This window comes from Bacillus cereus group sp. MYBK14-1 (genome assembly GCF_051916885.1).
Taxonomy (GTDB): domain Bacteria; phylum Bacillota; class Bacilli; order Bacillales; family Bacillaceae_G; genus Bacillus_A; species Bacillus_A cereus.
Map to the genome: position 1 here is coordinate 1 of NZ_JBQAHM010000016.1, position 21,306 is coordinate 21,306.

A 21,306-nucleotide genomic window follows, 5' to 3' on the forward strand; every position below is an offset into this window, starting at 1 on the left:
ATGATGGCAGAGAGGTCACACCCGTTCCCATACCGAACACGGAAGTTAAGCTCTCTAGCGCCGATGGTAGTTGGGACCTTGTCCCTGTGAGAGTAGGACGTTGCCAGGCAAAATGGAGGATTAGCTCAGCTGGGAGAGCACCTGCCTTACAAGCAGGGGGTCGGCGGTTCGATCCCGTCATCCTCCACCATATATGTCGGAGGGGTAGCGAAGTGGCTAAACGCGGCGGACTGTAAATCCGCTCCTTCGGGTTCGGCAGTTCGAATCTGCCCCCCTCCACCATTCTTAATTAATGGGCTATAGCCAAGCGGTAAGGCAACGGACTTTGACTCCGTCATGCGCTGGTTCGAATCCAGCTAGCCCAGCCATTAAGAGCCATTAGCTCAGTTGGTAGAGCATCTGACTTTTAATCAGAGGGTCGAAGGTTCGAGTCCTTCATGGCTCACCATTTTAATGAAATATGCGGGTGTGGCGGAATTGGCAGACGCACTAGACTTAGGATCTAGCGCCTTTGGCGTGGGGGTTCGACTCCCTTCACCCGCACTTTTAATAAAATAACTCATACATGTCTTGCGGAAGTAGTTCAGTGGTAGAATACAACCTTGCCAAGGTTGGGGTCGCGGGTTCGAATCCCGTCTTCCGCTCCAATTTTCAATATGACATGCCGGGGTGGCGGAACAGGCAGACGCACAGGACTTAAAATCCTGCGGTGGGTGACCACCGTGCGGGTTCGACCCCCGCCCTCGGCACCATATGCGCCCGTAGCTCAATTGGATAGAGCGTTTGACTACGGATCAAGAGGTTAGGGGTTCGACTCCTCTCGGGCGCGCTTTTATTAACGGGAAGTGGCTCAGCTTGGTAGAGCACCTGGTTTGGGACCAGGGGGTCGCAGGTTCAAATCCTGTCTTCCCGATATTTCCAAAAAACATGGGGCCTTAGCTCAGCTGGGAGAGCGCCTGCCTTGCACGCAGGAGGTCAGCGGTTCGATCCCGCTAGGCTCCACTTTATTTAATATATGTCTCGGAGGTATACCCAAGTTCGGCTGAAGGGATCGGTCTTGAAAACCGACAGGCGGTGAGAATCGCGCGGGGGTTCGAATCCCTCTACCTCCTCCATTTTTTCTTTAATGGTTTAGACATATAATAATAAAATATTTATTTTTTCCTTCATGGAGGTATACCCAAGTTCGGCTGAAGGGATCGGTCTTGAAAACCGACAGGCGGCGAGAGTCGCGCGGGGGTTCGAATCCCTCTACCTCCTCCATTTTTAAAACTTTATATTGTCGCGGGGTGGAGCAGCACGGTAGCTCGTCGGGCTCATAACCCGAAGGTCGCAGGTTCAAATCCTGTCCCCGCAACCAAATGGTCCCGTGGTGTAGTGGTTAACATGCCTGCCTGTCACGCAGGAGATCGCCGGTTCGACCCCGGTCGGGACCGCCATTTATGTTGGCTCGGTAGCTCAGTCGGTAGAGCAGAGGACTGAAAATCCTCGTGTCGGCGGTTCGATTCCGTCCCGAGCCACCATTTTTTTATGCCGGCTTAGCTCAATTGGTAGAGCAACTGACTTGTAATCAGTAGGTTGGGGGTTCAAGTCCTCTAGCCGGCATCATTTAGGGGCATAGTTTAAAGGTAGAACTGAGGTCTCCAAAACCTCCAGTGTGGGTTCGATTCCTACTGCCCCTGTAAAGTATATGGGCCTATAGCTCAGCTGGTTAGAGCGCACGCCTGATAAGCGTGAGGTCGATGGTTCGAGTCCATTTAGGCCCACCATATATTATTCCGCAGTAGCTCAGTGGTAGAGCTATCGGCTGTTAACCGATCGGTCGTAGGTTCGAGTCCTACCTGCGGAGCCATGGCCCGTTGGTCAAGTGGTTAAGACACCGCCCTTTCACGGCGGTAACACGGGTTCGAATCCCGTACGGGTCATACAAAAAAGAGTCAGCATTATGCTGGCTCTTTTTTATTTTGTTAATCCTTTTTATTACGTTACTTTCCAGAAATAAATAAAGGAATTTTGGAAAAGCTATGGTATGTATAAAAAGGAGGAAATCATAATGACACGAGTGAGAGACTTAATGAGTACCCATATTGTACATTGTACACCGCTAGACAATGTATATGAGGCAGCTGTAAAAATGAAGGAAGAATCGATTGGATTAATTCCTGTTGTTGAAAATGAGCAAGTTGTTGGGCTTGTTACTGATCGTGATTTAGTCGTTCGAGGGATTGCTGAAAAACATCCTGGATCTAATAAGATTACAAATGTAATGACAACAAATATTATCTCAGTTTCTCCAAATGATTCTATTGAAAAAGCTACAGAGCTAATGGCACAGCATCAAATTAGACGATTACCAGTAGTTGATAGTGGTCAACTTATTGGCATGTTAGCACTAGGAGATTTAGCTATAAGGGAATCAGCAGATGATCAAGCTGGATTTGCCTTGAGCGAAATCTCAGAGCGTACAGAGTAAATTGAAACTTTCATTAACCGAGAGTTTAATGGTCACTCATAAAGAGCTAAATTATATATAAATTTCAGATACATTATTCTAGTATATATGGATTAAACTAATATGTTAGCGTGATGTATCTGAGACATTATATAATAAGTATGTGGTTAATAATTTCGACATTTTTTTAAAATTTGTTATTCTTAATTTTTAATAAGAGAAAAGATGATATACTGATAGATATAAGTATTATGAGAGATTTTGAATATAACAATATTAATTTTTAGTGGTGCGATAATAAATTAATATTTCCTACATAGATGAAAAGGGAAGGGGAATTATATGAAGGCTGTACAGGGCGATCCAAATTGGAATTTGGTTACAGATACATATATAGAACCAAATAATTTCGCTGAATTATTTTCTTTGCTTGTACCTTGTCACCCAAAAGGTGAGGGGAAAGAACGAACTATATTAGTATGGAAAGAGAAAGAATTTTATAAAGAAGAAAATTTAGCGGCATTTATCGTATATGGCATGAATAAAGCAAAGAAATTACCGCAGTTTCATAAAGATGAAATTCCAACTTTAGTGCGTATTCTTCGCTTATGCCAAGAGATTGGTTGGTATGAAGAGGCAAATGATTTTATGATAGCGCAAGGATTAGCTGAGTTTGTTCATACTTCATTGGAATATGAAACATGGGATCTTTTGACGCAATCAGTTGCTTTAAATTATTTAATTATTAAATATCGTATAGGTGAATTGACAGATAGGGATATTGAAATTTGGGATAGAGTTAAATTTAATGAGAAGTGTATAACCGATTGTAAACATTTATTATCTCATAAAGAAGTATTGGAATTTACATTCTTTTATATGTGCAAGAGAGCGAAATCATTATCAAAAGAGCAATTAAATAGTGATATGATGAGTTTAGCAATGTATTGTAATACTTTTGTATATGATTTGTATACACATGATTTATTACGGAAATATCGTAAGTGTACAGATTTCCTATCATATTATGGACCTAGTCAGGCAGTTTTAGCATGTCAAAGAGCTGTATTATCTCAAATTTCCGATCGCTTAGACCCATTAAAGACAACGCATGTAGATGATTATTTATATGTGATGAAAGAAATGATGGAGCATATGACGATAGGAGTAATGGATCGATATGGTCATTTTATTGGAAAGCTACTATCTTATGTGCCATTTTTCGAAATGATACAAGTTCCACAGCATGCATATTATTGTGAAGAATTACTGTATATTTGTAAGGGCATTGAATATAAAGAAGAAACACTACGCAATTATATATTTATACAATTACATGATTGTTTACCATCATTCTTTAGGCTATTTCTTAAAAATAAGCGTTACGCAACGATTCATGATATTCTTTTCTATTGGTGCGATGACGAACAACGAATGAGCTTAGAGAAAAAATATAATCTGAGCTTTATTTATGAAAAATATGCTTGTGGATAAACAATATTTTCGATATGAAAAATTAATATAAATTAAAAAGGATCTCCAGTTTATGTGAGATCCTTTTTTGTTAGTAAAACAAGGAGAAAGTGATTAAGACAAGAAACAACATTCCATATAGGAGAAGTTGTGCAGTATAACTTCCTTGTATACCAAAAAAAGTATTGGCTTTCTTATACAAATGCAATATGTATTTTATTGGAGCATCTTTGAAAGATTGGTACACAGTGTCTCCTCTTTCTAAGCTTCTTGTTCTTGTTTTTGTTTTTGGTTATAAGGGACATTAATATATCTAGCTACAAATAATAAAACAGCCATAAAGAATACTGGAAATACAGTAGATAAATAAAAGCCATTACTAATTATATTTGTTATGAGAGCACTCAAAAGAAAAATAGCATTATAAATATGGGCAATTTTTTGTTTTAGTTGCACTTGAAATGATTCCATCATAATTTCTAATGCAACAAAAGCAATAATAATAGATAAAAATACAATGTTTGTATTGTAAATGATTAAACAACAGATTAAACCTAAAAAGGCTACGTATTCAATTATAAGAGGTATATTGCGTGGCATACAATTTACCTAACTAAATATGGCAGTGGATTTACTGCATTTGTTTTTTCAAAATTCCATTCTCCATTATGTAATTCAAAATGAAGATGCTGCCCGTATGAATGACCTGTGTTTCCCATATGACCTATTAATTGTCCAGTTTGTACTTGATCACCAGCTTGTACAGTGCGATCCTTCATATGAGCATAAACAGTTGTATATAATTTCCCATTGATTTGATGTGCAATGAAAACAACATTGCCATAGCTAGCTGAATAATAAGATTTCACAACTTTACCTGCAGCAGCAGCTTGGATAGAGACGTTTCCTGGAGCGGCAATATCTATACCATAATGCATTTGTTCCCAGCGTATATCAAAGGTTGAGCTAATTCTTCCTTGAGCAGGGAATTTGAAAGCAGCTGGAATTGATGAAGGTTGATCTGTTTTAGCTTGTGGTTGATTTTGTACTACATAGTGTTTTGCTACATATCCGTATCCTGTGCCAAAACGAATTTTATACCAAGTACCTACAGTTTCTACTACTTGTACTTGTGTACCGTTTTGTAATGAACCGAGTAGAGCGCTACTTGTACTAGCGGTGCTACGTACATTTAGATTAGGTGTTGCAACAGTATATTTTGTATTATTTTGAACGGTGATTCCTTTTACTAAGGGTTGTGAACCATTAGAGATGAATGCTTTTTGTACGTAACCTGTTTGGCCATTATGTGATATTTTATACCATTCGCCTTGATCTTCTTGAACGGTAATAAACTTACCATTTGGTAATACATCTAAAATGGAAGATTCTAAATTAGGTTCAGAGCGAACGTTTAATGCATTAGCATTAACGATGTATTGATCATTAGATTGAAGTTTGTTTTTTAGTAAAATAGCATCTTTTTGTACATAACCTACTTTATTATGAACAGATACTTTATACCAACCATTAGTTGTTTCAAGGATGTTCACTTTTGTATTAAAGCGAATTGTATCAATTGATGTGCTTTTTACGTTATCTTCTGTATGTAATGCTACTTGATCGACTTTGACATACCCAGTTTTAATATTAGATAATTGTTCAGCGTTTGCTTTTTGTACATTTGTTTCACCCATAGAAGGAAGTAAAGAAGCAATCGCTACAGTAGTTGCTGTTAAAGCAGTAGCTTTCATATTCATGGAATAGAGACCTCCTCTAGTTGTATAGTTGTAATTTTATTATAGTATAAAGATATAATATAGTGGGGGTATTCACATAAATGTAATATGAAATCAATATAAAAATAAATTTTTTGAGGATAATGATTCCTTTTTATACAATTAATTGGGGTTTTATTTTCTAAAATAGAATGTATGTATTGTATAATTTTGATATTATGTTGATAATTAAGAAAATTAAAAAAGTTGATGATGTCTTATTAGGGTGTTATACTGACAGTGATAATTTTATAGTTTGCTAGGAGAGCTGGTGTTGCCAGCTGAGAGTAGGCCGTAAGCCTTTGATCCTTTTTATTACCTGATCTAGATTATGCTAGCGTAGGGAAGCAATTCGGACACTAACAATGAGTCCCCGTTTCTTTGCGTATAGAAACGGGGCTTTTTTATTTGAAAATTTCATATTGAAACCACTAGGGGTGCTTGACTTGCTGAGAGAGGAATAATCCTTAACCCTTACAACACCTGATCTAGGTAATACTAGCGAAGGGAAGTGGAACATCGAATAAATGTATAACTTTATTTGCTGTAACCACTTCTTATATATAGAAGTGGTTTTTTATTTAGATACATATATTGAAAGGGGATAGAGAAATGAAATTTTGCGATAGATTATTAGAAACTGTGCAACCGGTTTGGGAGATGAGTCATAATCATCCGTTTGTAGTGGGTATGGGAGATGGCACGTTAGAAAAAGATAAATTCCAGTATTATATTATTCAAGATTATTTATATCTGCTAGATTATGCAAAGTTATATGCGATTGGTGTTGTAAAAGCAACGAATCCACAAGTAATGGGAAAGTTCGCTGAACAAATTGATGGAATATTAAATGGCGAAATGACAATCCATAAACAATATGCAAAAAGACTTGGAATTTCTATAGAGGAGATAGAGTCTGCGAAACCATCTGCTAAAAATTTAGCTTATACAAATTACATGATGTCTGTATCTCAAAATGGCACATTTGCGCAATTAATAGCAGCGCTTCTTCCATGTATGTGGAGCTATTGGGAAATTGGAAAGCGTTTAAATGATATTCCTGGAGCAAGAGATCATGAGTTTTTTGGTGAGTGGATTCAAGGATATAGTTCGGAAGAATACGGTAATCTTTGTATTTGGTTAATAGATTTATTAAATGAAATGGCAGTTGGAAAGTCTGAGAAAGAACTAGAAAGATTAGAGGAGATCTTCTTATATTCCAGTCGATTTGAATATTTATTCTGGGATATGTCCTATCGTAAGGAGATGTGGGGATTTGAGGAGCAAGAACATACTACAGTTTCATAATGTTTCTTTTCATTACGATGAGAAACCAATCATCCATGAATTAAATGCTTCTATACATGAGAAAGAGTTTGTCAGTATTATCGGACCGAGTGGATGTGGAAAAAGTACTTTATTTCGCCTTATTACAGGTCTAGAAAAGGTAAGTACTGGACAGATAGAACTGACAGAAACAAAGAACCATCCTGTAGGATATATGCCGCAAAAAGATATGCTTTTGCCGTGGAGAACAATTATTGAGAATGCTGCCCTGCCGCTAGAGTGCCAAGGTGTACAGAAGAAAGAAGCAGAAGTAAAGGCAAAGGAACTGTTACATAAATTTGGTTTGCAAGGGTATGAGAAAAAATATCCGAAAGATTTATCTGGTGGTATGAGACAACGTGTATCTTTTATTCGAACTTTATTAACAGGCGGGGAGATATTGCTGTTAGATGAACCATTTAGTGCGTTGGATGCTTTAACGAAGACCTCTTTGCAAGAATGGTTGTTTGAACAATGGCAAGAGTGGGAAAAAACAATTTTATTCATTACTCATGATGTTGAAGAAGCGTTATTTCTTTCAAACCGAGTTTTAGTAGTGGAACAGCAGCCGATAACGACTTTGACTGAGCGGACTGTACCGCTTGATCATAACAGAACACGAAAAGATTTATATAAACCGGAAGTATTAGCGCTGAAAGATGAGCTTCTTAGTATGTTACAAAGGCAGGTACTTGTGTGATGAACCGATTGAAAGAATTAGTTCCTGCTATTACACTTTCTAGTATTTTACTAGCTGTGTGGGAAATAGGAGCAAGAATTGTAGATGAGATGTACATTTTACCGTCACCTTCTGCGATTTTAATGAAGATATGGAAACTAAAAGACATATTATTTACAGTTCATTTACCTGCAACGTTATACGTCGTTTTAATAGGTGTTGTTATCTCTATCGTATTAGGTGTAGGGCTAGCGATGTTAATGAATGCGAGTACATGGATGGAGAGAGCATTTTATCCATTATTAGTTGCTTCACAAACGATTCCGATTACTGCGCTTGCTCCGCTATTTGTTTTATGGTTTGGATATACAATTTGGAGTAAGGTTGTTGTCACAGTTTTAATTACGTTTTTCCCAATTGCGGTCAATACGTATGATGGACTGCGTAGTACGAAAAAAGAATGGGAGGAGCTCTTAGTTACATATGGAGCAACAAAAAGAGATATTTTTCTTAAATTAAAGTTGCCGTCTGCTCTTCCTTATTTTTTCTCAGCTTTAAAAATTGCAGTTCCGCTTAGTGTTATCGGAGCAGCAATTGGAGAATGGCTCGGTGCACAAGCTGGGCTTGGATATTTCAGTAAGAGAATGATGACGCAGTTAGATGGAGCTGGCGTATTTGCACCTATTGTATTGTTATCATTATTAGCTATTTTCTTCGTCGTAATTATTTCCATATTAGAAAAGAAATTCATTAGTTGGAGGAAGCATTCATGAAATTTTTAAAGCGCATCTTTGTGTTTACATTATTAATTGCAATAATTGCAGGATGTTCGAGTAATTCAGCATCAGACAAAAGTAAAAAAGAGAAAGAAATAACAGTCATGTTAGATTGGTATCCAAATGCGGTACATAGCTTTATCTATGCAGCAATTGAAAAAGGATACTTTAAAGAAGAAGGTGTAAAGGTAAATATTAAATTCCCTTCTAATCCGACTGATCCATTAACGCTGGCAGCAGCAGGGAAGGTGACAGTTGGCTTGTATTATCAGCCAGATGTTGTTATGGCGAAAGCGAATGAGCAAATTCCAGTGAAATCAATTGGGGCTGTCGTACGTTCACCATTAAATCATGTTGTATCACTGAAATCAGCGGGCATTCAATCACCGAAAGATTTAGAAGGAAAAACAGTAGGATACTCTGGAACACCATTAAGTGAGATGTATTTAAAAACGATGGTAAAAGAAGCTGGTGGTAATCCTGATACAGTGAAAGTAGTAGATGTTGGCTTTGATTTAGTACCAGCATTAATTACGAAGAAAGTAGATGCGGTAACAGGGGCATACATTAACCATGAAGTACCTGTTATGCGTCATGAAGGCCATGAACCAGCGTACTTTAATCCAGCTGATTACGGAGTACCAAACTATCATGAGCTTGTGTTTGTAACAGGTGATAAAACGTTGAAAAAAGATAAAGAGGCGTTGCAAGCTTTCTTACGTGGTACGAAAAAAGGCTATGATTTCATGAAGAAAAACCCAGATGAAGCATTGAATATTTTATTAAATCATCAAGAAAAAGAAAACTTCCCACTTGTGCCAGAAGTTGAAAAGGAAAGTATGAAAATTTTATTAGAGAAGATGGAAACGAAAGATGAGCCATTCTTATCAGATTCAAAAGAATCTTGGGAGAAACAAAATAAGTGGCTGAAGGACAAAGGAATGACGAATGAAACCGTCCCAGCCGATGAATTATTCGAAAATATTTTAAAGTAGGCGAATGAATATGAAAAATGAGCTCCACGTAATCTCAAATGGCCATATGCCATTCGAAGAGTTAGTGAATGTAGCGATGCAAATTGAGAGTGAGATTGATTATTTGCATATTCGTGAGCGTGAGAAGAGTACGAAGGAATTATATGAAGGTGTGGAAAGTCTATTAATGGAGGGCTTTCCAGCTTCTAAAATTGTCATAAACGATCGAATTGATATTGCAATTTTATTAAATATTCCTCGTGTTCAACTAGGATATCGAAGTACAGATGTAAAGTCAGTGAAAGAAAAGTTTTCGTATTTGCATGTCGGTTATTCTGTGCATTCGCTAGATGAAGCAATAGTAGCTTTTAAAAATGGAGCGGATTCACTCGTTTATGGCCATGTATTTCCGACAGATTGTAAAAAAGGTGTGCCAGCGAGAGGGCTTGAAGAAATTTCAGACATTGCAAGGTGTTTATCTATACCGATTACAGCAATTGGAGGAATTACCCCAGAAAACACAGTGGATGTTCTTACTAACGGTGTAAGCGGTATAGCAGTTATGTCTGGAATTGTAAGTAGTAGTAACCCGTATAGCAAAGCGAAATCTTATAAGGAATCAATAAGAAAGTGGGCGGAAAAACATGTGTGAGAAGTATGATGTAGCGATTATTGGTGGTGGTGTAATTGGTAGTTCAGTTGCACATTTTCTAGCAGAAAGAGGACATAAAGTAGCGATTGTGGAGAAGCAAAGTATTGCATCGGAAGCTTCAAAAGCAGCTGCTGGTTTACTTGGTGTTCAGGCAGAATGGGATGCGTATGATCCGCTATTTGAACTTGCTAGAGAAAGCCGAGCTATATTTCCACAACTTGCAGCAGTTTTACGTGAAAAGACGGGTGTTGATATTGGATATGAAGAAAAAGGAATTTATCGTATTGCTCAAAATGAAGATGAGAAGGAAAGAATTCTTCACATTATGGATTGGCAGCAGAAAACAGGTGAAGATTCTTATTTTCTAACGGGAGACCATGTGCGGGAAAAAGAGCCATATCTATCCGAATCTATTATAGGAGCAGTATATTATCCGAAAGACGGTCATGTTATTGCACCAGAGCTTACGAAAGCATTCGCACATTCTGCAGCGATTTCCGGTGCTGATATATATGAACAGACAGAAGTATTTGATATCCGTATTGAAAATAATAAAGTGACTGGAGTTATTACAAGTGAAGGTATTTTCACATGTGAGAAAGTCGTTATTGCAGGAGGTTCATGGAGCACGAAGTTACTCAGTTATTTTCACCGCGATTGGGGTACATATCCAGTTAAAGGAGAAGTGGTTGCGGTAAGAAGTAGAAAACAACTTTTAAAAGCACCTATTTTTCAAGAAAGATTTTACATTACTCCAAAGCGCGGTGGACGTTACGTAATTGGGGCAACAATGAAGCCACATACGTTCAATAAAACTGTGCAGCCAGAAAGTATAACTTCTATATTAGAGCGTGCTTATACAATATTGCCAGCTTTAAAAGAAGCAGAATGGGAAAGCACGTGGGCAGGATTAAGACCACAATCGAATCATGAAGCTCCTTATATGGGAGAGCATGAAGAAATAAAAGGTTTATATGCTTGCACGGGCCATTATCGAAACGGTATTTTATTAAGTCCTATTTCTGGCCAATATATGGCTGATTTAATAGAAGGAAAGCAAGAGAATCATTTGCTAGATTCATTGCTTTCTAGAAGAGTTTAGAAAGGGGATGGAAGTTTGAATTTAAAAATTAATGGTAACCAAATTGAAGTGCCAGCGAGTGTAAAAACAGTAGCTGAGCTACTTACACATTTAGAGCTAGATAACAGAATTGTTGTAGTAGAGCGTAATAAAGATATTTTACAAAAAGATGATCATACAGATACATCTGTTTTTGATGGAGACCAAATTGAGATTGTAACTTTCGTAGGAGGCGGTTGATTATGTTAAACATTGGACCATTTTCATTTCATTCTAGACTTTTATTAGGAACAGGTAAATTCCCTGATTTTGACGTACAGCAAAAGGCAATTGACGTTTCTGAAGCTGAAATTTTAACGTTTGCAGTACGTCGTATGGATATCTTTGATGCAAAGCAACCTAATTTATTAGAGAAACTTGATGTGAAAAAATATACGTTATTACCAAATACAGCAGGAGCAAAAAACGCTGAAGAGGCTGTTCGTATTGCAAAATTAGCAAAAGCTTCTGGGCTTTGTGACATGATAAAGGTAGAAGTTATTGGTGATGATAGAACGTTATTACCTGATCCGGTAGAAACATTAAAGGCATCTGAAATGTTACTGGAAGAAGGATTTATCGTACTTCCGTATACATCTGATGATGTTATATTAGCACGTAAATTACAAGAGCTTGGCGTGCATGCGATTATGCCAGGAGCATCTCCAATCGGATCAGGACTTGGTATTGTAAATCCATTAAATTTGAGCTTCATTATTGAACAAGCGACAGTACCAGTTATCGTTGATGCCGGTATTGGTAGCCCAGCTGATGCGGCATTTGCAATGGAATTAGGAGCAGATGGCGTGTTATTAAATACAGCTGTATCAGGAGCAAAAGATCCTATTAAAATGGCACAAGCAATGAAATTAAGTATTGAAGCAGGCCGTTTAGGATTTGAAGCAGGTCGCATTGCACGTAAGCGTTGTGCAACTGCAAGTAGTCCTTTAGAAGGAATGAGCGTAGTTGAATAATCGATATTCTCGCCAAGAACTATTTTCTCCAATTGGAGAAGAAGGACAGCAAAAGATAAGAGAAAAGCATGTGCTTATTATCGGTGCAGGTGCATTAGGTAGTGCAAATGCAGAGATGTTTGTAAGAGCAGGTGTTGGCAAGATAACAATTGTTGACCGTGATTATGTAGATTGGAGTAATTTACAAAGACAACAATTGTATGCAGAGAGCGACGTAAAGAATAATCTTCCAAAAGCTATAGCGGCTAAAAAACGTTTAGAAGAGATTAATAGTGATGTAACAATAGAAGCTCTCGTTCAAGATGTAACAGCTGAAGAGCTAGAAGAACTTGTTATAAATGTTGATGTAATTATTGATGCGACTGATAATTTCGAAACGCGCTTTATTGTAAATGATATATCACAAAAATATTCTATTCCATGGATTTACGGTGCATGTGTAGGTAGTTACGGTCTTTCTTACACAATCCTTCCTAGTAAAACACCATGTTTATCATGTTTATTACAGTCGATTCCGCTTGGCGGGGCAACATGTGATACAGCGGGTATTATATCACCTGCTGTATCTCTTGTCGTTTCTCATCAAGTAACAGAAGCTCTTAAACTGTTAGTAGAAGATTACGAATCACTTCGAGATGGGCTTGTATCGTTTGATATGTGGAAGAATGAGTATTCATGTATGAATGTGCAAAAACTTCGCCAGCATAATTGTCCTTCATGCGGAGAGAATGCATTATATCCGTATTTAAATAAAGAAAACACATCAAAAACAGCAGTTTTATGCGGGCGAAATACAGTTCAAATTAGACCACCTCATAAAGATGAAATGAATTTTGAACAATATAAAGAGTTGTTGGAAGGTCGTGTAAATGATTTAAATATAAATCCATATTTACTATCATTTTCTGTTGAAGACAAGAGGTTAGTAGCCTTTAAAGATGGCCGTGTGCTCGTACATGGAACGAAAGATATAAGCGAAGCAAAAACGATTTATCATCGCTATTTTGGATAGAAAAGGATGAGTGGGATGAAAGTGAATAAAGCTTTAACAATTGCAGGGTCTGATAGCGGCGGCGGTGCTGGAATTCAGGCAGATTTAAAAACATTCCAAGAGCTTGGTGTATACGGAATGACGGCTATTACGGCAATTACTGCTCAAAACACGCTTGGCGTTCAAGGGGTATATCCTGTTCCATTAGAAGGTATTACAGAACAGCTGAATTCAATTGGTACGGATGTAACACCAGATGCAGTGAAACTAGGAATGTTATTTAGTAGTGAAATAATTCAAATTGTTGCAGAACAAATTAAAAAGTTTGGCTGGAATAATATTGTGCTAGATCCCGTTATGATTGCAAAAGGCGGTGCATCATTATTACAGCAAGAAGCAGTTCAAGCATTAAAAGAATATTTATTACCAGTAGCAACTGTTATAACACCGAATGTCCCAGAAGCAGAAGTGTTAACTGGGATGGAGATTCATAATGTTGAAGATAGTAAGGAAGCTGCAAAAGTATTGCATGAATTAGGTGCTAAATATGTGCTTATGAAGGGCGGACATGCAGAATATCAAGGGAATGAAGTAATTGATTTCCTCTTTGATGGAGAAAAATTTATTGAGTTTAGAAGCGAGCGAATTCCTTCAAAGCAAACGCATGGAAGTGGGTGTACATTTGCTTCAGCGGTTACAGCAGGACTTGCGAAAGGATACTCAATTGAAGATGCTGTTCAAGAAGCAAAACGATTTATTAGTATAGCAATTGAAGAGCCATTGAATATTGGTAGTGGTCATGGACCGACGAATCATTTTGCATATAAAGTGAATAGAACGCGTGCATAGGTAAGTGAAAAGCCAGTTTTATAACTGGCTTTTTTTCTGTTTACTTTTTCAAAATACAGGAGTAATATATCAGCCAGAATATATTTTTTTGTAAACGCTGAGTCCAATTATATGGAGCGGAGGAACCAATTTGTGCGTAGGCACTAGGGGTGAATCTTTCAAGTTTGAAAGTAGGGCTACTCTCAAAGTCCGAATCCGACAGCTAACTTCGTAAGCGTCTTGAGAGAGGACGGTGCCATGATGGATACATCACTTCATCGATCTGATTAGTATAGGGGAATATCAATCTATGTTTGATTTCTTTTATACTAAGGAGGATGAGGTACATGGAACTAACACTTATTTGTGTTGGAGAAGAAAGTAAAGTAGATAGTTTAAGAGATTTAGTATCATTTCAACATGAGTTAATTATTTTTACAGCAAATGAAGAGATAGCGGCTGAAGTTAGGAATTGTGGGTTTGATTGGACTTATAGCTGCAGTAAGGAGCAGGACTTTACTAGTATTTGTGAGTGTATTAAGAAGGTGATTTTACTAGGGGATGAGCTTCCAATCGTTAGTTTTTTCACAGAACACATTCGCTTTTCTTTTCAAGCACCTATTACTGTTGTTACAAGGAATAAACGATATCCAGCGAGGCTCTATGAAACCATTGGAGCTAAGTTTGTCGTGTTTACAAATTGTGATAATATTTCTTTTTTATTTTTTGAATAGGGCGGGGGAAGAAATGATGAAGGTACTATTACTTGGAGATATAGCAAATCGTTGGGCAGTATCGGTAGAGCGAGTTCAAGAATTGGTCCAGATTGATCCCCTTTTTCCAGGGCCATATATTATATTACCATCAAAAGATGCTTTGTATTTAGAGATGGATATTACCGAGTATGAGCAGCTACATGCAGAATTGACACAAGTTTATATTCGTGGGAGAAATTTACGTGCATTTTTACGAGGAGAATAAAGGTTGAATAAAAAAGAGCGAATGCTGAGTGCAACAAGCTATGCACTTCATGTCATTCGCTCTTTTTATTTCATATTTAAAAGGTCATTTTTAAGAAAAGAAAAGAGAAATAAAGAAAATAGATGAAATAACAGTAATAATCTTCAATGTAAGCGTTTAAATGAATGTAAATATTATTATTTTCAGTAATTTACCCCTTTACAAGTGAAATATAGAGGAGTATATTTACTCTCATAAATCATTCATAAAATTTCCAAAAAAACCTAAAATCGCTGAGTTCCAGAAATGGAGCGGGGGAACCAATTTTGTGCATCGTCACTTGGGGTGAATCTTTCAGTTTTGAAAGTAGGGCTACTCTTTAGGCCCGAATCCGACAGCTAACCTCGTAAGCGTTTAGAGAGGAGGTTTACTTTTTGTTGTTCATTTTTTGAACACTGAGTAGAGCTCAGTGTTCTTTTTTAATATTTAAATGGTAAATTTTAACAAAAAGAGAGGGATAGTTATGTTAGATGTTGTAATGGTCGGGATTTTTATTTTATTAGTTGCATCGATGGCAAGTCTTGCAAGTTGGTCAGATAAAGTTGTGAAAGAAGGAAAGCAATCATGATGATTGTCTTATCGGTTATTGTCGCAGCAATTACAGTGTATTTAGTGTATGCATTATTAAATCCAGAGAAGTTTTAATTAGGGGGAATCATTCATTATGATTTGGGTTGCAGTCATTATTACAATGCTCTTGTTTATTTTAGTAGCAAAGCCAACGGGGATTTATTTAGAAAAAGCTTTTCAAGGTAGCAAAACGTTAGATAAAGTATTCGGGCCTTTTGAAAAACTTATTTTTAAAATTACGGGTGTAAAAGCATACAATCAAACGTGGAAACAGTACGCATTATCATTAGTTTTATTAAATGGATTTATGATCGTTGTCGTATACTTCATTTTCAGATTACAAGGTGTGCTGCCACTAAATCCAGCGCATATTGAAGGGATGGAGCCTACGCTCGCTTTTAATACAGCAATTAGTTTTATGGCTGATACAAACTTACAGCATTATAGCGGTGAAAATGGTTTATCTTATTTATCACAATTAATCGGAATTACATTTTTAATGTTTGCGGCACCAGCAACGACATTAGCGCTCGTTATGGCTTTTATAAGAGGACTTGCTGGAAAAGAACTTGGTAACTTTTTCGTTGATTTTACGAGAGCGTTAACGAGAGTGTTTCTTCCTATTGCATTTATTGCGGCACTAGTTTTTGTCGCACTTGGCGTACCGCAAACGTTAGATGGGGCGGTTACAGCACAAACGATTGATGGGGCAAAGCAAAGTATATTACGTGGACCTGTTGCATCATTCGTTTCCATAAAGGAACTTGGAAATAACGGCGGTGGATTTTTCGGAGCGAACTCTACGCATCCTTTTGAAAATCCAGGACAAATGAGTAATATTTTGCAAATGATGCTTATGATGTTATTACCAACAGCACTTCCATTTACGTACGGACGAATGGTCGGAAATAAAAAACAAGGCCGCATCCTTTTCGTGTCACTATTTATGGTATTTTTACTAGGGTTTATAACGATTACGACATCTGAACTAAACGGGAACCCGGCATTAAATGGAATGGGTATCGAACATGTACAAGGAAGTACAGAAGGGAAAGAAGTACGATTTGGAACAGTATTTTCTTCACTATACGCAACGGTAACGACAGCTGCTGAAACAGGCGCTGTTAATACGATGCATGATACGTTAACACCAATTGGCGGTTTAGTTCCGCTTGTAAATATGATGTTAAATACTGTGTATGGCGGCGTTGGAGCAGGTTTTGTAAACATTATTATGTATGCAATTATCGCGGTGTTTATATCTGGGTTAATGGTTGGACGGACACCAGAGTTTTTAGGTAAAAAGATTGAAGGTAAGGAAATGAAATTAATCGCGGTCACGATTTTATTTCATCCATTGCTCATTTTAGGATTTTCGGCATTAGCTCTTTCAACAAATTTAGGGACGGATGCTATTTCTCATTCCGGTTTCCACGGTTTGACGCAAGTGGTATATGAATATACATCGTCAGCTGCGAATAACGGATCTGGATTTGAAGGATTAGGAGATAATACACCGTTTTGGAATATTACGACTGGTTTAGTTATGTTTTTAGGACGTTACTTCAGTTTAATTACGATGCTAGCTGTGGCAGCTTCATTGAAAGAAAAAACGGTAGTGCCAGAAACAGTCGGAACGTTCCGTACAGATAATAGTTTATTTGGTGGCATCTTCATCGGAACAATTGTAATTGTCGGTGCATTAACATTCTTCCCGATGTTAGTACTCGGTCCAATTGCAGAATTTCTTACATTGAAGTAATGGAGGGTAAATGATGAGACCGGTAGTAGTAAAAGAAAAACAATTAAATGAGTCACAAATACATGCTGTAGAAGATGAAGTTAGACAAGCGAAAACGATGGATCGTGATATCGTAACACATGCGATGAAGCAATCCGTTGCGAAATTGAATCCGAAAGTCATGATAAAGAATCCGATTATGTTCGTTGTGGAAATTGGATTTATCATTACGTTCATTTTATCTTTTCTTCCAAGTAGTTCTAGTAGTATACCAGGATGGTTTAATATAACAGTTTCTCTCATTCTATTATTTACAGTTTTATTTGCGAATTTTGCAGAAGCATTAGCAGAAGGTCGTGGTAAAGCGCAAGCCGATTCTTTAAAGCAGTCGAAGAAAGATGTGTTTGCAAATGTAGTAAAAGAAAATGGAGACATTGTCCAAGTTTCAGCAACTGATCTTAGAAAAGGTGACGTTGTTATCGTAAAACAAGGAGAAATGATTCCAAGTGATGGCGAAGTAATCAAAGGATTAGCATCTGTAGATGAATCTGCAATTACAGGTGAATCAGCTCCTGTTATAAAAGAAGCAGGCGGTGATTTTTGTTCCGTAACAGGTGGAACGATGGTCGTAAGTGATGAAATTACAATTGTCATTACGAGTAATCCTGGTGAATCATTTATCGATAAAATGATTTCTTTAGTAGAAGGAGCTGCTCGTCAAAAAACGCCGAATGAGATTGCTTTAAATACAGTATTAACGAGCTTAACTCTTATTTTCTTAATCGTCGTTGTGACGTTGCCGATTTTTACAAATTATTTAGGTTTTCAAATTGATACTGCTGTACTTGTAGCGTTGTTAGTATGTTTAATTCCAACGACAATTGGTGGTTTGCTATCAGCGATTGGTATTGCGGGGATGGATCGGGTGACAAAATTTAACGTGCTAGCGATGTCAGGGAAAGCAGTAGAAGCTGCGGGCGATATTAATACAATTATTTTAGATAAAACAGGTACAATTACTTTTGGGAACCGAATGGCTCATACATTATTGCCTGTAGGAAATGAAACGATTGAGCAAGTTGGAAAGTGGGCCGCTATTAGTTCTGTTTTAGATGAAACACCAGAAGGTCGATCTGTTATCGAGTATGTGCAGGGAAAATCTATATCATATAATAGAGAACTTGCAGAACAAGGTGAGTTTGTTCCGTTTAAAGCAGAAACGAGAATGAGTGGTGTTGATTTACAAGACGGAACAAAAGTGAGAAAAGGTGCTGTAGGTGCCGTTATTGAATGGGTTGAGTCACAAGGCGGAACAATTCCGAAAGATGTAAATCAAAAAGCAGACTTAATTTCAAAAGAGGGCGGAACACCACTTGTAGTTGCAGTAGATAATCGTATTTACGGTTTAATTTATTTAAAGGATACAGTAAAACCGGGTATGCGTGAGCGTTTTGAACAGTTACGCCAAATGGGGATTAAAACGGTTATGTGTACAGGTGATAATCCGTTAACAGCAGCAACCATTGCAAAAGAAGCTGGAGTAGATGAATTCGTTGCCGAGTGTAAACCGGAAGATAAAATTGCTGTCATTAAAGCAGAGCAAGATAAAGGGAAACTTGTAGCGATGACAGGTGATGGTACAAATGATGCTCCAGCATTAGCACAGGCGGACGTTGGATTAGCGATGAACAGTGGTACGACAGCAGCGAAAGAAGCGGCAAACATGATTGATCTAGACTCGAATCCAACGAAAATTATTGAGGTTGTAGGAATCGGTAAGCAATTGTTAATGACGCGAGGTGCTTTAACGACGTTTAGTATTGCGAATGATATAGCAAAATATTTTGCAATCATTCCAGCAATGTTTACACTTGCGATTCCGCAAATGGAGGCATTGAACATTATGAAATTAACATCACCACTGTCAGCGATTTTATCAGCATTAATATTTAACGCTGTTATTATTCCATTACTCATTCCGTTAGCGATGAAAGGTATTGCATATAAACCGATGAGTTCTAATGCATTGCTTAGCCGAAACTTACTTATTTATGGGCTTGGCGGAGTTATCGTTCCGTTCATTGGAATTAAAGTAATTGATATAATTGTCGGCTTGTTCATATAAGGAAGAGGGGAAAAAGATGGAGAAGAAACAAAGTATACTATCACCAATTATCCGTATTACTTTTACATTTCTAGTGTTGTGCGGACTTGTATACCCGCTTATTGTTACTGGTATTGCACAAGCCGTGATGAAGGATAATGCGGATGGAAGTCTAATATATAATGATAAAAATGAAGTGATTGGTTCTAAATTAATCGGGCAAAACTTCACGGATCCACGTTATTTTCAAGGGCGTGTTTCTAGTATTGAATATAAGGCTGAAGCATCTGGTTCAAATAACTATGCACCATCTAATCCAGATTTAGAGAAACGAGTAGAGAAAAGTATTGAAGAGTGGAAGAAACAAAATCCGAGCGTTCCAGTTACAGAAGTACCGATTGATTTAGTGACAAATTCAGGTTCAGGGCTTGATCCTGATATTAGTCCGAAGGCAGCTTCTGTGCAGGTGGATCGCATATCGAAATTAACGAATATTCCGAAAGAAAAACTTAATCAATTGATTAAAGATCAAACAGAAGGTGCTGCGCTTGGTTTATTTGGAGAGACCCGCGTAAACGTCTTAAAGCTAAATTTGGCATTACAGGAATTAATGAAATAGTAACAGTGCTACCTCAATCTAACGGATTGAGGTAGCGTTGTTTCGAATGAAAGGTAGTGTTTATTTTGTATGCAGATGATTATGAACCGAAGTTTCAAAGGCGAACGCCAGAGGAATATTTAGAATATATTCGTCAGCAAAATTGCGGAAAGTTAAAGTTATATGTAGGAGCAGCTCCAGGCGTAGGAAAAAGTTATAAAATGCTCTTTGATGCAAGGGAAATGAAAAAAGATGGAATTGATATTGTAATTGGTTTAATTGAAACGCATGGAAGAAAAGAGACGGAAGAAGCAATTGCTGATTTAGAAAAAGTTCCTTTGAAAGAAATACAGTATAAAGGAAAGGTATTTTATGAGCTTGATGTGGAAGGAATAAAAAAACGCGCGCCTCAAGTAGTCGTAGTGGATGAACTTGCGCATAGTAATGTTCCTGGTTCTAAACATAAGAAACGTTATATGGATGTGCAGGAATTGTTAGAGGCTGGTATATCGGTATTATCAGCTTTTAATATTCAACATTTAGAAAGTGTTCATGATATTGTAGCTCAAATTACGAATGTAAAAGTAAGAGAACGAATTCCAGATTTTATTTTACAAAAAGCAAATGAAATTCAGCTCGTTGATGCAACACCGGAAGTACTTCGGAAGAGGTTAATAGACGGAAAGATATATAAAGAAGAAAAAATTCAGCAAAGCTTACAAAATTTCTTTACGCTTAATAATTTAGGAGCACTTAGGGAATTATCGCTTCGTGAAGTCGCTGACGATATGGACGAAAAGATTAGTCAAACAGTGATAGAACCAATCGGAGTGAAAGAAAAAATTCTCGTTTGTGTACAATACAGTTCAACAGCGGAGAAATTAATAAGACGGGGATGGCGCATGGCTGATCGGTTAAACGCTGAATTGTACGTATTAAACGTTGAGAGGGAAAATATAGATTCTATTTCAGCTGGAAAAAAGCAGACGATTGAAGAGTGGAAGTTGCTAACGAATCAATTTGATGCAAGTTTTGTATTAGAAGAAGCAAAGGGAAGAAAGCCAGCAGATGTTATTATTGAAGTGGCAAAAAGATTACAGGTGACGCAAATTTTACTTGGACAATCGGCTAGAACAAGGTGGGAAGAAATACGAAAAGGCTCTATTGTAAATGAAATTATGAGACAAACAAAGTATATTGATATTCATATTGTTGCGGATCAAAGAGGATAAATAGAGCCGACCTTTTTG

General features: G+C 37.4%; 23 protein-coding genes, 20 tRNA genes, 1 rRNA gene and 4 riboswitches. Of the genes, 42 read left to right on the forward strand and 2 right to left on the reverse strand.

The window, feature by feature from the left end; all coding sequences use genetic code 11:
* The 23 genes from rrf to ACTFR3_RS26320 form a co-directional block, all read left to right on the forward strand.
* Positions 1–109, forward strand: a 5S ribosomal RNA gene (gene rrf, locus ACTFR3_RS26210); the annotation flags it as partial.
* A 5-nt stretch (positions 110–114) separates the two neighbouring features.
* Positions 115–190, forward strand: a tRNA-Val gene (locus ACTFR3_RS26215).
* Positions 191–198: 8 nt separating this feature from the next.
* Positions 199–282: transfer RNA gene (locus tag ACTFR3_RS26220), tRNA-Tyr, on the forward strand.
* Between the two features lie 11 nt (positions 283–293).
* Positions 294–368: transfer RNA gene (locus tag ACTFR3_RS26225), tRNA-Gln, on the forward strand.
* 4 nt (positions 369–372) lie between these two features.
* Positions 373–448, forward strand: a tRNA-Lys gene (locus ACTFR3_RS26230).
* 14 nt (positions 449–462) lie between these two features.
* A tRNA-Leu gene (locus ACTFR3_RS26235) sits at positions 463–543 on the forward strand.
* Between the two features lie 29 nt (positions 544–572).
* Positions 573–647: transfer RNA gene (locus ACTFR3_RS26240), tRNA-Gly, on the forward strand.
* 16 nt (positions 648–663) lie between these two features.
* Positions 664–752 (forward strand) — tRNA-Leu (locus ACTFR3_RS26245).
* 3 nt (positions 753–755) lie between these two features.
* Positions 756–829 (forward strand) — tRNA-Arg (locus tag ACTFR3_RS26250).
* A 10-nt stretch (positions 830–839) separates the two neighbouring features.
* Positions 840–913: transfer RNA gene (locus ACTFR3_RS26255), tRNA-Pro, on the forward strand.
* Positions 914–929: 16 nt separating this feature from the next.
* A tRNA-Ala gene (locus ACTFR3_RS26260) sits at positions 930–1,002 on the forward strand.
* A gap of 20 nt (positions 1,003–1,022) precedes the next feature.
* Positions 1,023–1,115: transfer RNA gene (locus tag ACTFR3_RS26265), tRNA-Ser, on the forward strand.
* A gap of 55 nt (positions 1,116–1,170) precedes the next feature.
* A tRNA-Ser gene (locus ACTFR3_RS26270) sits at positions 1,171–1,263 on the forward strand.
* A gap of 20 nt (positions 1,264–1,283) precedes the next feature.
* A tRNA-Met gene (locus tag ACTFR3_RS26275) sits at positions 1,284–1,360 on the forward strand.
* Between the two features lie 3 nt (positions 1,361–1,363).
* Positions 1,364–1,439, forward strand: a tRNA-Asp gene (locus ACTFR3_RS26280).
* A gap of 8 nt (positions 1,440–1,447) precedes the next feature.
* Positions 1,448–1,523 (forward strand) — tRNA-Phe (locus ACTFR3_RS26285).
* Between the two features lie 9 nt (positions 1,524–1,532).
* A tRNA-Thr gene (locus ACTFR3_RS26290) sits at positions 1,533–1,605 on the forward strand.
* Between the two features lie 6 nt (positions 1,606–1,611).
* A tRNA-Trp gene (locus ACTFR3_RS26295) sits at positions 1,612–1,682 on the forward strand.
* Between the two features lie 10 nt (positions 1,683–1,692).
* Positions 1,693–1,769, forward strand: a tRNA-Ile gene (locus tag ACTFR3_RS26300).
* An 8-nt stretch (positions 1,770–1,777) separates the two neighbouring features.
* A tRNA-Asn gene (locus tag ACTFR3_RS26305) sits at positions 1,778–1,852 on the forward strand.
* Position 1,853: 1 nt separating this feature from the next.
* Positions 1,854–1,925, forward strand: a tRNA-Glu gene (locus ACTFR3_RS26310).
* Positions 1,926–2,053: 128 nt separating this feature from the next.
* Entirely contained in the window at positions 2,054–2,473 is a 420-nt protein-coding gene (locus tag ACTFR3_RS26315) for a CBS domain-containing protein (protein ID WP_000199006.1), read from the forward strand.
* Positions 2,474–2,794: 321 nt separating this feature from the next.
* On the forward strand, positions 2,795–3,946 hold the full coding sequence (locus tag ACTFR3_RS26320) for a DUF3965 domain-containing protein (RefSeq protein ID WP_000648912.1): 1,152 nt from the start codon (positions 2,795–2,797) through the stop codon (positions 3,944–3,946).
* Between the two features lie 240 nt (positions 3,947–4,186).
* On the opposite strand, the gene ACTFR3_RS26325 is transcribed toward ACTFR3_RS26320, so the two are convergent.
* Together ACTFR3_RS26325 and ACTFR3_RS26330 are read right to left on the reverse strand one after the other, a co-directional pair.
* Complete coding sequence (locus ACTFR3_RS26325) at positions 4,187–4,525, reverse strand: hypothetical protein (protein WP_001137824.1); 339 nt, start codon at positions 4,523–4,525, stop codon at positions 4,187–4,189.
* Positions 4,526–4,530: 5 nt separating this feature from the next.
* Entirely contained in the window at positions 4,531–5,685 is a 1,155-nt protein-coding gene (locus tag ACTFR3_RS26330; protein ID WP_001056037.1) for an SH3 domain-containing protein, read from the reverse strand.
* Positions 5,686–5,954: 269 nt separating this feature from the next.
* A riboswitch (TPP riboswitch) is annotated at positions 5,955–6,066 on the forward strand.
* A gap of 60 nt (positions 6,067–6,126) precedes the next feature.
* Positions 6,127–6,230, forward strand: a riboswitch (TPP riboswitch).
* Between the two features lie 85 nt (positions 6,231–6,315).
* Between ACTFR3_RS26330 and tenA the strand changes: the two genes are divergently transcribed.
* The 19 genes from tenA to kdpDN all read left to right on the forward strand — a co-directional run bounded on the left by tenA (position 6,316) and on the right by kdpDN (position 21,288).
* Positions 6,316–7,011 (forward strand): thiaminase II, encoded by a 696-nt coding sequence (gene tenA, locus ACTFR3_RS26335; protein ID WP_440044979.1) that lies wholly within the window; start codon positions 6,316–6,318, stop codon positions 7,009–7,011.
* A complete protein-coding gene (locus ACTFR3_RS26340) occupies positions 6,980–7,729 on the forward strand; it encodes an ABC transporter ATP-binding protein (protein WP_001256797.1) in 750 nt (249 codons plus the stop codon). The genes tenA and ACTFR3_RS26340 overlap by 32 nt, the downstream gene beginning before the upstream one ends.
* The gene (locus tag ACTFR3_RS26345) at positions 7,729–8,481 is read left to right on the forward strand and encodes an ABC transporter permease (protein ID WP_001080853.1); all 753 of its coding nucleotides are present in this window, start codon (positions 7,729–7,731) and stop codon (positions 8,479–8,481) included. Before ACTFR3_RS26340 ends, ACTFR3_RS26345 begins: the two co-directional genes overlap by 1 nt.
* Positions 8,478–9,479 (forward strand): ABC transporter substrate-binding protein, encoded by a 1,002-nt coding sequence (locus tag ACTFR3_RS26350; protein ID WP_000670415.1) that lies wholly within the window; start codon positions 8,478–8,480, stop codon positions 9,477–9,479. Before ACTFR3_RS26345 ends, ACTFR3_RS26350 begins: the two co-directional genes overlap by 4 nt.
* A 10-nt stretch (positions 9,480–9,489) precedes the next feature.
* Entirely contained in the window at positions 9,490–10,110 is a 621-nt protein-coding gene (tenI, locus tag ACTFR3_RS26355) for a thiazole tautomerase TenI (RefSeq protein WP_000787170.1), read from the forward strand.
* Positions 10,103–11,212: a glycine oxidase ThiO gene (gene thiO, locus ACTFR3_RS26360; RefSeq protein WP_000333312.1), complete on the forward strand. Its 1,110-nt coding sequence runs from the start codon at positions 10,103–10,105 to the stop codon at positions 11,210–11,212. Before tenI ends, thiO begins: the two co-directional genes overlap by 8 nt.
* 15 nt (positions 11,213–11,227) lie before the next feature.
* On the forward strand, positions 11,228–11,431 hold the full coding sequence (thiS, locus tag ACTFR3_RS26365; protein ID WP_001049502.1) for a sulfur carrier protein ThiS: 204 nt from the start codon (positions 11,228–11,230) through the stop codon (positions 11,429–11,431).
* A gap of 2 nt (positions 11,432–11,433) precedes the next feature.
* Entirely contained in the window at positions 11,434–12,204 is a 771-nt protein-coding gene (gene thiG, locus ACTFR3_RS26370; RefSeq protein ID WP_440044980.1) for a thiazole synthase, read from the forward strand.
* The gene (gene thiF / locus ACTFR3_RS26375) at positions 12,197–13,216 is read left to right on the forward strand and encodes a thiazole biosynthesis adenylyltransferase ThiF (protein ID WP_001065417.1); all 1,020 of its coding nucleotides are present in this window, start codon (positions 12,197–12,199) and stop codon (positions 13,214–13,216) included. Before thiG ends, thiF begins: the two co-directional genes overlap by 8 nt.
* 15 nt (positions 13,217–13,231) lie before the next feature.
* Entirely contained in the window at positions 13,232–14,044 is an 813-nt protein-coding gene (thiD, locus tag ACTFR3_RS26380) for a bifunctional hydroxymethylpyrimidine kinase/phosphomethylpyrimidine kinase (protein ID WP_025687120.1), read from the forward strand.
* 85 nt (positions 14,045–14,129) lie between these two features.
* Positions 14,130–14,277, forward strand: a riboswitch (cyclic di-AMP (ydaO/yuaA leader).
* Positions 14,278–14,370: 93 nt separating this feature from the next.
* Positions 14,371–14,757, forward strand: a complete 387-nt coding sequence (locus ACTFR3_RS26385; protein WP_000424067.1) for a hypothetical protein — start codon at positions 14,371–14,373, stop codon at positions 14,755–14,757.
* 13 nt (positions 14,758–14,770) lie between these two features.
* Positions 14,771–15,004 carry a hypothetical protein gene (locus ACTFR3_RS26390; protein WP_002025339.1) on the forward strand — a complete coding sequence of 78 codons (234 nt, stop codon included), beginning with the start codon at positions 14,771–14,773 and terminating at the stop codon, positions 15,002–15,004.
* 3 nt (positions 15,005–15,007) lie between these two features.
* Positions 15,008–15,130 (forward strand): hypothetical protein, encoded by a 123-nt coding sequence (locus ACTFR3_RS26395; RefSeq protein ID WP_001034421.1) that lies wholly within the window; start codon positions 15,008–15,010, stop codon positions 15,128–15,130.
* A gap of 134 nt (positions 15,131–15,264) precedes the next feature.
* Positions 15,265–15,410, forward strand: a riboswitch (cyclic di-AMP (ydaO/yuaA leader).
* Between the two features lie 96 nt (positions 15,411–15,506).
* Entirely contained in the window at positions 15,507–15,611 is a 105-nt protein-coding gene (locus tag ACTFR3_RS26400) for a SipW-dependent-type signal peptide-containing protein (RefSeq protein ID WP_000887894.1), read from the forward strand.
* Positions 15,611–15,688, forward strand: coding sequence for a K(+)-transporting ATPase subunit F (gene kdpF, locus ACTFR3_RS26405; RefSeq protein ID WP_223153441.1), 78 nt, complete (start codon positions 15,611–15,613; stop codon positions 15,686–15,688). Before ACTFR3_RS26400 ends, kdpF begins: the two co-directional genes overlap by 1 nt.
* Positions 15,689–15,707: 19 nt before the next feature.
* On the forward strand, positions 15,708–17,375 hold the full coding sequence (gene kdpA / locus ACTFR3_RS26410) for a potassium-transporting ATPase subunit KdpA (RefSeq protein WP_000638328.1): 1,668 nt from the start codon (positions 15,708–15,710) through the stop codon (positions 17,373–17,375).
* Positions 17,376–17,388: 13 nt separating this feature from the next.
* Positions 17,389–19,479, forward strand: a complete 2,091-nt coding sequence (gene kdpB / locus ACTFR3_RS26415) for a potassium-transporting ATPase subunit KdpB (protein WP_001248003.1) — start codon at positions 17,389–17,391, stop codon at positions 19,477–19,479.
* A gap of 16 nt (positions 19,480–19,495) precedes the next feature.
* The gene (gene kdpC / locus ACTFR3_RS26420) at positions 19,496–20,077 is read left to right on the forward strand and encodes a K(+)-transporting ATPase subunit C (RefSeq protein WP_000412608.1); all 582 of its coding nucleotides are present in this window, start codon (positions 19,496–19,498) and stop codon (positions 20,075–20,077) included.
* A 56-nt stretch (positions 20,078–20,133) separates the two neighbouring features.
* On the forward strand, positions 20,134–21,288 hold the full coding sequence (gene kdpDN, locus ACTFR3_RS26425; RefSeq protein ID WP_440044981.1) for a KdpD-like non-kinase potassium sensor: 1,155 nt from the start codon (positions 20,134–20,136) through the stop codon (positions 21,286–21,288).
* Positions 21,289–21,306: the final 18 nt, after the last annotated feature.

Coding starts and splice junctions, on each gene's coding strand:
- ACTFR3_RS26400 (WP_000887894.1), top strand. CDS start 15,507: ATGTTAGATGTTGTAATGGTCGGGATTTTTATTTTATTAGTTGCATCG.
- thiD (WP_025687120.1), top strand. CDS start 13,232: ATGAAAGTGAATAAAGCTTTAACAATTGCAGGGTCTGATAGCGGCGGC.
- ACTFR3_RS26345 (WP_001080853.1), top strand. CDS start 7,729: ATGAACCGATTGAAAGAATTAGTTCCTGCTATTACACTTTCTAGTATT.
- kdpA (WP_000638328.1), top strand. CDS start 15,708: ATGATTTGGGTTGCAGTCATTATTACAATGCTCTTGTTTATTTTAGTA.
- kdpF (WP_223153441.1), top strand. CDS start 15,611: ATGATTGTCTTATCGGTTATTGTCGCAGCAATTACAGTGTATTTAGTG.
- kdpC (WP_000412608.1), top strand. CDS start 19,496: ATGGAGAAGAAACAAAGTATACTATCACCAATTATCCGTATTACTTTT.
- tenA (WP_440044979.1), top strand. CDS start 6,316: ATGAAATTTTGCGATAGATTATTAGAAACTGTGCAACCGGTTTGGGAG.
- ACTFR3_RS26320 (WP_000648912.1), top strand. CDS start 2,795: ATGAAGGCTGTACAGGGCGATCCAAATTGGAATTTGGTTACAGATACA.
- ACTFR3_RS26330 (WP_001056037.1), bottom strand. CDS start 5,685: ATGAATATGAAAGCTACTGCTTTAACAGCAACTACTGTAGCGATTGCT.
- ACTFR3_RS26315 (WP_000199006.1), top strand. CDS start 2,054: ATGACACGAGTGAGAGACTTAATGAGTACCCATATTGTACATTGTACA.
- thiO (WP_000333312.1), top strand. CDS start 10,103: ATGTGTGAGAAGTATGATGTAGCGATTATTGGTGGTGGTGTAATTGGT.
- ACTFR3_RS26325 (WP_001137824.1), bottom strand. CDS start 4,525: ATGCCACGCAATATACCTCTTATAATTGAATACGTAGCCTTTTTAGGT.
- tenI (WP_000787170.1), top strand. CDS start 9,490: ATGAAAAATGAGCTCCACGTAATCTCAAATGGCCATATGCCATTCGAA.
- ACTFR3_RS26350 (WP_000670415.1), top strand. CDS start 8,478: ATGAAATTTTTAAAGCGCATCTTTGTGTTTACATTATTAATTGCAATA.
- kdpB (WP_001248003.1), top strand. CDS start 17,389: ATGAGACCGGTAGTAGTAAAAGAAAAACAATTAAATGAGTCACAAATA.
- ACTFR3_RS26385 (WP_000424067.1), top strand. CDS start 14,371: ATGGAACTAACACTTATTTGTGTTGGAGAAGAAAGTAAAGTAGATAGT.
- ACTFR3_RS26390 (WP_002025339.1), top strand. CDS start 14,771: ATGATGAAGGTACTATTACTTGGAGATATAGCAAATCGTTGGGCAGTA.
- thiG (WP_440044980.1), top strand. CDS start 11,434: ATGTTAAACATTGGACCATTTTCATTTCATTCTAGACTTTTATTAGGA.